The following is an 8,657-nucleotide window of genomic DNA, read 5'->3' as shown; positions in this document are numbered from 1 at the left end:
CCCGTCGTCCCCATGGGGAATTACGTGACCGCGGGGGTGGGGAATTACGTGACGCGGAACCCGCCCCACCTGGGGAATTTCGTGATCGTCGACAGCCTGGACAAGGCAGGTGATCCGGGTGGTCGAGCACCGGAGCTTGCGGAGGAGCCGCCAGGGCTTGAGAGTGGCCATGGCCTGCCATGAGGCCTCGGAGTGCACGTTCGACTGGCCCATGCAGCACCCGCGCTCGTGACTACGAAACTATCTGGAGTGTCACGAACCGCGACTGCAGGAATGCCATACCCTTTCGCACTCGCGGCGCTAAAGCAATCCAACATGCCGAAACGGTTCCACTAGCGCCGGATCGTCAAAGGTATGCCCATATTCCAGGCACTTGAGGGTGACCGTACCTTGAGAGGCTTTATCGATGTGAAAGGTCGACCAGCTACGGCATCGTCGACAGAGACACCCAATCAGAAAAGGCCTTAGCAAATGCAGCCTGTTTTCCTGATCTTTAAGGTACAGGCTCCCCTTCTCGATGTCACTGCGGTCCCAGATCATCGTACTCGTGGGCACCACTGGATGATCACCCATCAAGTTTCGATAGTCGATCACCGAGCGCCCTAGAAGCGCGTCCCAGTGCAGGTCGGTGATTTGAATCAAAGACCAGTCGGCCAAGAATCTTCCACCCTCAATCAACCTGGAAAGTTCACCAAAGGCTGCGTCACGCGCCTGTGGGAGGTCGACGCGGTCCACTCGTCGCTCGTGGTCTTCATCATTACGGCGGCTGTACAGACGCTTGCGTGCGTCAGCGACTTTCTCGTCTGCGAACATGGAACCAAGGGCGTTGAGGGGGTGTTCTGCTGGAAGACTGCTCCTCTTTCGCTTGCTGGAAATTTCGTCCAGTGTGGCTACCCATTCACCGAACCCTGGCCCCCGGCCTCGTTCCAGTTGGCCACGAATGGCGTGAAGCGAGCCCAGTTCTATTCCTTCTTCCCTGGCAAGCGCCCCTACCAACAGAGCACTGTAGGCCAAGAGGATCTCAGCGGTGCCGAGAATTGCTTGATACGCAGGGCCAGCGTCTCGCACGCTCATCGCGGCCTCAGTCTCACGCCAGCGCAGGGCGACCGGGTAAGGGAAGCGTGTACGGACCGTGTGACCCAAATCATCAAGAAGGCTAGCGGCTGCGACCCTAAGCCGCAGAGTTTGACCAGATCGTACGATCCGGTCGCGGCCTTGAGCTGCGCTCTGGTCGAGGAAGACGGATTGAAGGACCTCATCCGCCTCGCTGTGCCACTCTTCTAGGCGCCGCTTCGAGATTTCCAGGTTGTCCAGAGCGGATGCCAGTGCCTCGTCCGGTTGCGGCAGCGTCAAGTCTGCGAGGTCTCGCCACAGAATGTGCACACCCGCTTGCGCCAGCATCGGCCCTGCCATTGGAGACCGAAGGAACAGCAGAATAAAGCGAAGCTGATGTGCTTCCAAAGGAACCTTCGGGCGCAGCACGATCACATGTTCGCTTGCCGCAGCCGGCAGGTCATCATCCCCGACTTCACTGACCACAAAACGATGGCGGTCTGTAGGCCGAGAGATGGATCGCAGAATCAGATCCCCAGCCTGCAACAAGCAGTCCGATGGCACCTGCGCCCAGATATCTTCGGGGTCAGGAGGTGCGATCGAGCCATCCGTGAGCACATCGGGCCCTCGCAGTACGCGGACAGCACCCGTCTGGCCAGTTGAGCTGGTTTTCTCACCCAATGTGTGGCTATGGACGCTTGGCGCTTTGGTGAACAGATCACCCACTTTCGCCACGCTCCCGTACCCGACCAGATCCTCACGGAGGGCCAGCACTGCTGGATCGTGTCGCTCAAAGTGCAGTCGCTCGTGCGCAGGGATGAGATCCCGTACGACGTAGCCATTCTTACTCCTTCCGCCCCGCATACGGAGCAACTTCTCGAAATCTTTCTCAACCGACTTGGGATCAACACGATGAGGCATGCGAAACATTCGCACGACGGAGTCCTTGGGCTGCCGCGCGTGCAGGAAAACTGCCGCGACTTCCAGACTGGTATGCACCTTCGGCAAGACACCAGCCGCGTAGAGAACAGTCGACAGATGCCACCGCTCCCTCACAGCCGCCCTGAAGTCAGCCTCCGCATGAGAGGTAAGAGCAGATGACGGCAAGAGCACGGCCAGGTGAGCGTCCCGCTCCTGGGGAACCAAATCTTCAAGTAGTACTTCGTAGCTCCAACGAGTGCGGTACTTCTTATTTGCCGGCAGTCTCTCCCATTCAGGAATCAGTAGAACTGGCCCAACCGCAAGTAATTCGTCAGCCTTCGACGCTAGCGATCTCCATGATGTCTCTCGATGGGTGTTCCACCCTTCAGGGGCTTCATAGGTGTCGCCAGGAGGGCCTTCGCTCGTCAATACCGAAGGAGGTTCTGAGCTATGGTGTTGAAAGGTTGCACCGAGGAGCCTTTCAAACACGCTTGCAGACGGATTCCTACCCTCACGTACAACTTCATCGGCCATGGAAATGGCACACCCCCTCCGACCCAGCTGCCTTGACTGGCCGACAGCCTACGCTGACAGCGTTCCGAGGCATCTCACGTCCGGAGGACATCCGCCCCCCGGCATACGTCCTCCATCGCGGGGTTTCGCGGGGAGGCTTGTTGAGGCGTCACCGGCAGATGAGCGCTTCAGGCGAGGGAGACGAAGGTGTCGTGGAGTTCGGTGCTACGTACCCAGCGGATGGCGAGGTAAGGCTGACTCCCCCTCCCCTGTGCCCACCGCAGTTTCGGAGGCATCCGTAGCCCGCACTGCGCGACTAGTCTATCCATCCGATTGGCTTTCGATGCGAGTGACCTGATCAGGGCCGGGATGATCCACGCCGGGCACCATGGGGTTCTCGTAGTCGAACTCCACCTTGCCGAAGAAGTCGCTGGTGATGGGCGGGGGGTCATTGTCGGCAATGATCAGCTGCAAGCGTTCGCCATATGCGTCAGCCAGGGTCCTGAAGCGACTGTAGATCTCGGCCGCGCGCTGCCGGTCGGAGGCATTGTTGCCGAAGGCCTTACGCGGTGAATCGATCACGAGGAGCGATGGAACCAGGACGTCGGAGTGGTCGAGTCCGAAGGCAAGGAGCGTGAGGCTGTAGGCGAGGTTGACGGAGGTGGCGATGCCCCCGCCGGAGGCCTGCAGGGTCTCGAAGGGCCGTCCGTTGACCACCGGCAGGTAGGTGTCGCGGTCGATGACGGCCGTGTCGACCCAGGGCAGGTTCCAGCTGGTGAGCAGTCGGCTGAACTCAGTGCTGAGGTCACCGAGCAGAGTCTGGCTGGCCTTGAGCTGCTCGGACTTCTCCTTGATGTCCTTGTTGACCTGCCGTCGGTCGGCCTTAAGCGAGCGGATGTCCGCGTCGATGGTGCGCACCCGTGCCCAGGATTCGCGCAGTTGGGTGATGGCATCAATGCTGGCCTTGAGCGAGGCGACGCGGGAGCTGGCTTCGGCGATGGCGTCGAAGCGCGGGGCGACCGCATCACGGGTCTGGGCGTCGAGCTCCCGGCGCAGGCTGGTGACGGCAAAGCTGAGTTGCTGCGACCGCTCCTGGACGGTCTGCAGGTACGCCTCGTCCGACTGCTGGATGCGCTGTGCGTCCTCAAGCTGCTGCTGCAGGGCCGTGCGTGTCTCTTCGATGGCAGCCGGGTCGATGTCGGCCTCGACTGGATCGGGTTGGAGACAGACGAGGCAGTGACCGTCCTCGACGGCCCGGGCGGCCAGCGACTGCATGCACCGCGGGCAGACGACGAACTCGAAGGGAGAGAGCTGGTCGATGGCCGTGACCGACCGTGCGAGACGGGAGAGGTCGAGCTGTACCTGAGCGACGACGGCATGTCGCGCCTCCACTAGGTCGGCAGCCGCGGACACTTCTTCTTCGGTCTGCCGGGCGGCGCGAATGGCGTTCTGTAGCTCGTCACGCAGCGCGGTGTCGGCGGCGGTCTGTTCCTCAAGTTCGGTGCGGAGGCTGGCCAGGGCGGACGATGCCCGCTCCAGAGTGTCGCGCAGCTGAGTGAGTTCCGCCCGCAGTTCGTCGTCGCTGCGGGGGTCGGAGGCTGCCAGGAAGGAGCTGACGTTGTCGTGCTCGGCGGTTCTGGCCTTCAGCGTGTCCAAGAGCTGGTTCCTGGTGCGCTTGAGCTCCATGAGCGCGCTGTCGGTGAGCCCGAACATCAGGCGGAAGAGCTCTCTGCGCTTGGTCTCAAACCAGCTGTCCAGGTGACCGACGACCTGACGGTCGATCTCGCGCGCCTGGAGGTAGACGTAGGCGTACAGGTCGTTGAAGGTGAGGTTCTGCGGCCGCGCTGCTCCTTCTCGCCGTGCGGCGATCTGTTCGCGCGGGAAGCCAAGCGCGTCCAGGAGATGGTCGGAGAGCGTGGTGGCGCCTTCCGAGGCCCGCAGAGGCAGGGTGCGTTCCAGAGCGAGGGAGTGTGGATCGAGGAGATCCACAGTGTCGGCGGTGTCTCCCTCAATGGTCCGCTTGAGGACGACACGTTCGTCGCCGACCACGACCTCGGCCTGGACCGACAGGACGTGGTCGCGGACCGCCGGGGTGAGCATGGCGCTGCCACCGAGGGCGTGCTTGAAGAGCATCAGCAGACTGGACTTGCCAGTGCCGATGGGGCCGGTGATCACGGTGGCCGGACGGTCGAAGCGGTAGGTCTGTTCCGCCTCGGCGGTGGTGACGGTCAAGGCCACGATGCGCAGGTGGACGGCCATGTCAGATCTCCGTCCGCCAGGGTCGGTCGACGGCGTCGGGCAGACGGTCGTAGATGAGGTTTTTCAAGGCCGATCCTGACTTGTTGAAATGCCGCTTGAGCAGCTTGATGCGGCTGGCGACAACGTCCCACTCCGGCGTTGCGGCAAGAGAGGCTGCGGCGGCGGCGCCCTGCGGCGTGGCGCGGAATTCGGCTCTGGCGCTGTTGCTGTAGACGATCAGGCCGCGGGCGGCGAGTGAGCCGAGGACGCTGTAGTAGCGCTGGTCCCAGGGCCCGTACTTGTAGCGCGTCATACGGCTTTCGACCGCGAGGCGCTCGGGTGGTGTGGGGGCGGTTCCTTCCGGCCACGACGCCTCGCCAGCAGGCAGGAGACGTTCCAACATCGCTGGATAGCGCAGCAGGAAGTCGAGTTTGGCGAGCTTGGTCAGGCCGTCGAGCCCCCCTTTGGGGGTGGTGAACTGCGAGATGAGCAGGAGGATGCGCGCCTCGTGGTAGTGGACCTCACGCTGCTCTGCCTGCCGCTGCTGAGTCCGCATGCGCGCTACGGCGGTCTCGAAGTCGGCGCTATGGGTCATGAGGCTTCCTCATCCGTGTTGAAATTCTCGGAGAAGAAGAAGAGGCACTCGTCGCACAACTGGTAGGCCAGCCCTCGCAAATGCAGGTTGCTGAGCAAGAACGGCGGCGGCGACGGCAGAGCGTCGACCTTCAGTTTCTCGGCCAGCAGGTCGTTCATCTTGTTGCCGAACTCGCTGCCCTCGGCGACCTGAGCGCGCGCATGGCGTCGGCACTCGAAGGCCATCTCCAGCACGTCCATGGACAGGTTCAAAAGGTCGGTTTCATCCCCGGCCAGGCCGGAGCGGCGCTCGGACCAGGTCGTGTACCACGCGGAGCGGAGCCGTTCGGCGAACGCCGCCTCGTCCGAGGGAACCAGGCCCCGGCGCAGCTTGCGGCCGAGCTTTGCCCCTCCCGGTGCCAGCACGGGCGCCTGACCTCGGGGGAACGTGGGCAGCTGAACCGTCGTGTACGCGATCGCCTGGCGGACGATCTCGCGGGTGATGCTGCGCCGGCCGATGCGCTGCTGCATCCGCGTGCTGTGACGAACGCGGCTCGGGTCGGCGATGTAGACAGCAAGTTGGCTACGGTCGCTCTCATCACGGTTGGCACGCTCGATCCGGTCCACGACGGCCCGGTACGTGCTCTCAAGGTCGACATGCGCCAGCTGCAGTTGCTCGACGGCAGGCACCAGAAGCCGTTGGATGTTGACGTCGGTGATGTGTGCGCGCTGGGGTGGATCGCAGGAGATCTCCAGGACTGCAAGGAAACGAAGAACCCTCTCCACGAACCCCGTTGGCACCTGGATGTCCGCGAGCTTGCTCACCTGGGGTGTGTCCGGGACGTTGGGATAGGGCTGTTTCCAACGGACTTTGAGCATCTGACGGGCGATTGTCTCCGCCATAGAGGACAGCCCATCCGTGAGTTCCGGCTCCGGGCCGCACATCCGAGCCAGCGTGCCGGCATTACCTTTGATCGGACTCAGCGCCGCGTTCGTCGCCAGTCTGAGTCGGACATTGGCGGCACACTCGCATGCGCACCAGCGGTCGAAGAGATGGGTCAGGCCGCCGCTCTTGCACAGCTCCGTAAGCGACCACGTGCCCTGATTCTCTTCACGATGCTTGACCGATACCAGTTCCACTGATCCATCGGCCCACGCCACGACGAAGTCCTCGTGCCACTCGCAGACGACGAAGTCAATTGCGTCCTCCGTGAGCATGGCGAGACACTCTCGGGCGGCTACCTCCGCCTGGTACCGGTAACGGCCCAGCGTGTCCGAGCCGCTGTCTTCCTCCGGAGCCAGTTCGAAGATGGCGTGCGCTGAACCGTCTGAACTCTCCGACTCAGCGGGCGCTCTGGCGCCTTCAGCCCCAACGCCCATGCCCGCCGTGTCGACCATCGACGCCCCCGATCCGGCCCCTTATCAGGGCACGTCCCCCGCCGCTTCCATCCCGGCACCGGGAGTGAAGATCCCTACCTCTATCACACTCCAGCATCGCTACGTAACAGTCCGTCGCGATTTGGCGCCTTCAGCAGTCGCCGACCGCAGTCCTCATGGGCGTTGAGATCCAGGCATCGCGGCACAAGTAGGCGCTGAGCGCACGGTCGGCATCGCGAAGTCTGTGAACGAGCGGGGTCATCGACTCTCGCGCCTGGCAGGGATCCGACGCTTGGAGCAACCGCGTCGCGATCTGCAGAACCGCGCCCGTTGCCAGGGAGTCGGTCGGCGGCGCGGTGTAGGGCTTGGAGGTCTTCTTCTTCCCGGCGGTGTTGAGCAAGGGCTGAGCCTCCGCGGTGCGGGAAGCATGCTCGGCATCGAGCACGGCGGCCAGGAACGATGTGCCGGCGTACGGGCGTGCTTCGGGCCAGGTTCGGAAGATCATGGCGACCGTCGCGCGCAGATCGGCGAAGTAGTGGGCGACGGGGACGGGCGCCCCCGCGCTCGTCGTGCTCTCGGGGCCTCCTGCAGCGAGTAAGCCCGCAAGGTGTCGTTGCACTCGGACGAGCGCGGCCATAGTGGCCGAATCGAGTTCCCCGGCGGGGGCGCTTTCCCGGGTCAGGTCGGCTCCGCAGGCATGTGCGGGATGCTCGGCCGGTGCCGAACGCGCCTCAGCCGACCGGCATTGCCACGGGTTCAGAGCATCTTCCGACAGGCGGGCGATGGCGCTGCCTGCGCGGGGGGACTGCGCGAGTGCGCCGCAACCGGGGCACTGGTGGGCGAGGAGTCGTTGGTGTCGGACACAGAGGAAGATCACGGGAAGGCGCCACAGCCGTTGCCAAGGACCGCCGTGCCGGTCCTGGATGGGGGTGCCGTTCCCGGTGAGACAGGGAGGACAGTAGCGCGTGGAGCGGGTCAGCACCCACGAGTTGTCGTAGATCATCCGGGCTGGGGTGCTGCGTGGCGTGAACGCGGGGTTCAGTGGCCCATACCGCTGCCCGAGCGGAGCGAGGAGCATGTCGGCGACCTCGGCGGGCATGAGAAGGGTGGCGCGGGCAAAGACCGTGAGGTGGGCGTCGTCCAAGTGGTGCTGGAAGCTCAGGGGCAGGCGGGTGGGCAGACCAGGACTGCCGCCGGGTGCCAGACCGGTGCGGAGCAGGATCTCTGCGGGGGTTGTGCCCAGCCGATGGGCCAGGCGCAGCACAAATCCGGTGATCGTCTCGTCGGGCAGCGGATCGAGGCTGCGGGGCAGGGAGCGCATGGTCAGCCGTTTCGTGGACCGCGGACGTAGATCTCGGGGCTCAGAGTGTCCGCTGTCTCCTTTGCGACTCCGAGCACCTGCTGCAGCGCAAGGGATGTGCCGGGGAGGCGTGCAAGGCGCCGGAAGGTGTCCCGGTTCAGTGCGAGGGCGGCGTCGTAGAACGGGCGTAGCACTCGCTCTGTCCAGTTCTTGTCGCGGGCTTCGAGCACGGACACAGCGATGCCCAGTACCGCGCCCATGGTCAGGGCAGACTCCATAGGCGAGAGCAGCGAGTTGATCCCGTATGGGCTCTTCGATCCGCCCCGCCGCGTGCGGCGTCGGCTATCGCGTATTCGCTGCACCGCCTCCCGTTCGATCGCCTGTGCTAGGGCGGGTGTCGCCGCGAAACGGCTTGCCTCTGGCCAGGAGGCGAGGATCAACGTTGCCACCACCCGCAAGTCGATAAAGTACTGGGCGACCGGCACGAGTCGGCCGCAACTCCCCACGCTCGAAGGCCCGTTGGTGGCCAGCAGTTCGTCGAGGCGTCCTTGGAGAGCCAGCAGCGCCTTGAGTGAGTCGGCGCCCACCGGGCTAGGAGCTGGACCGACGCGGGAGAGGTCGGCCCCGCAGACCGACAGGCGGACCCCGCCCGAGCCCGGAACGGACGGCGATCGGCACTGGG

General features: G+C 64.1%; 6 protein-coding genes and 1 pseudogene. All 7 read right to left on the bottom strand.

From position 1 onward, the window contains the following. Positions 1-90: 90 nt before the first annotated feature. A pseudogene (locus ABZ848_RS40605) lies at positions 91-177 on the bottom strand (IS5/IS1182 family transposase); the annotation flags it as partial. A 123-nt stretch (positions 178-300) separates the two neighbouring features. Further along, positions 301-2,052, bottom strand: coding sequence for a restriction endonuclease (locus ABZ848_RS40600; protein WP_360840192.1), 1,752 nt, complete (start codon positions 2,050-2,052; stop codon positions 301-303). 756 nt (positions 2,053-2,808) lie between these two features. Then, entirely contained in the window at positions 2,809-4,746 is a 1,938-nt protein-coding gene (locus tag ABZ848_RS40595) for an AAA family ATPase (RefSeq protein ID WP_360840191.1), read from the bottom strand. 1 nt (position 4,747) lies between these two features. Further along, a complete protein-coding gene (locus ABZ848_RS40590; RefSeq protein WP_360840190.1) occupies positions 4,748-5,320 on the bottom strand; it encodes a hypothetical protein in 573 nt (190 codons plus the stop codon). Beyond that, a complete protein-coding gene (locus tag ABZ848_RS40585; RefSeq protein WP_360840188.1) occupies positions 5,317-6,696 on the bottom strand; it encodes a dsDNA nuclease domain-containing protein in 1,380 nt (459 codons plus the stop codon). Before ABZ848_RS40585 ends, ABZ848_RS40590 begins: the two co-directional genes overlap by 4 nt. A gap of 130 nt (positions 6,697-6,826) precedes the next feature. After that, a complete protein-coding gene (locus ABZ848_RS40580; protein WP_360840186.1) occupies positions 6,827-7,996 on the bottom strand; it encodes a TniQ family protein in 1,170 nt (389 codons plus the stop codon). Between the two features lie 2 nt (positions 7,997-7,998). Further along, a complete protein-coding gene (locus ABZ848_RS40575) occupies positions 7,999-8,562 on the bottom strand; it encodes a hypothetical protein (protein WP_360840211.1) in 564 nt (187 codons plus the stop codon). Positions 8,563-8,657 lie beyond the last annotated feature (95 nt).

The organism is Streptomyces sp. NPDC047081, assembly GCF_040643775.1.
Lineage (GTDB): Bacteria > Actinomycetota > Actinomycetes > Streptomycetales > Streptomycetaceae > Streptomyces.
Note: the sequence above shows the minus strand (reverse complement) of the source record. Positions and strands in the feature narration are given on the sequence as shown.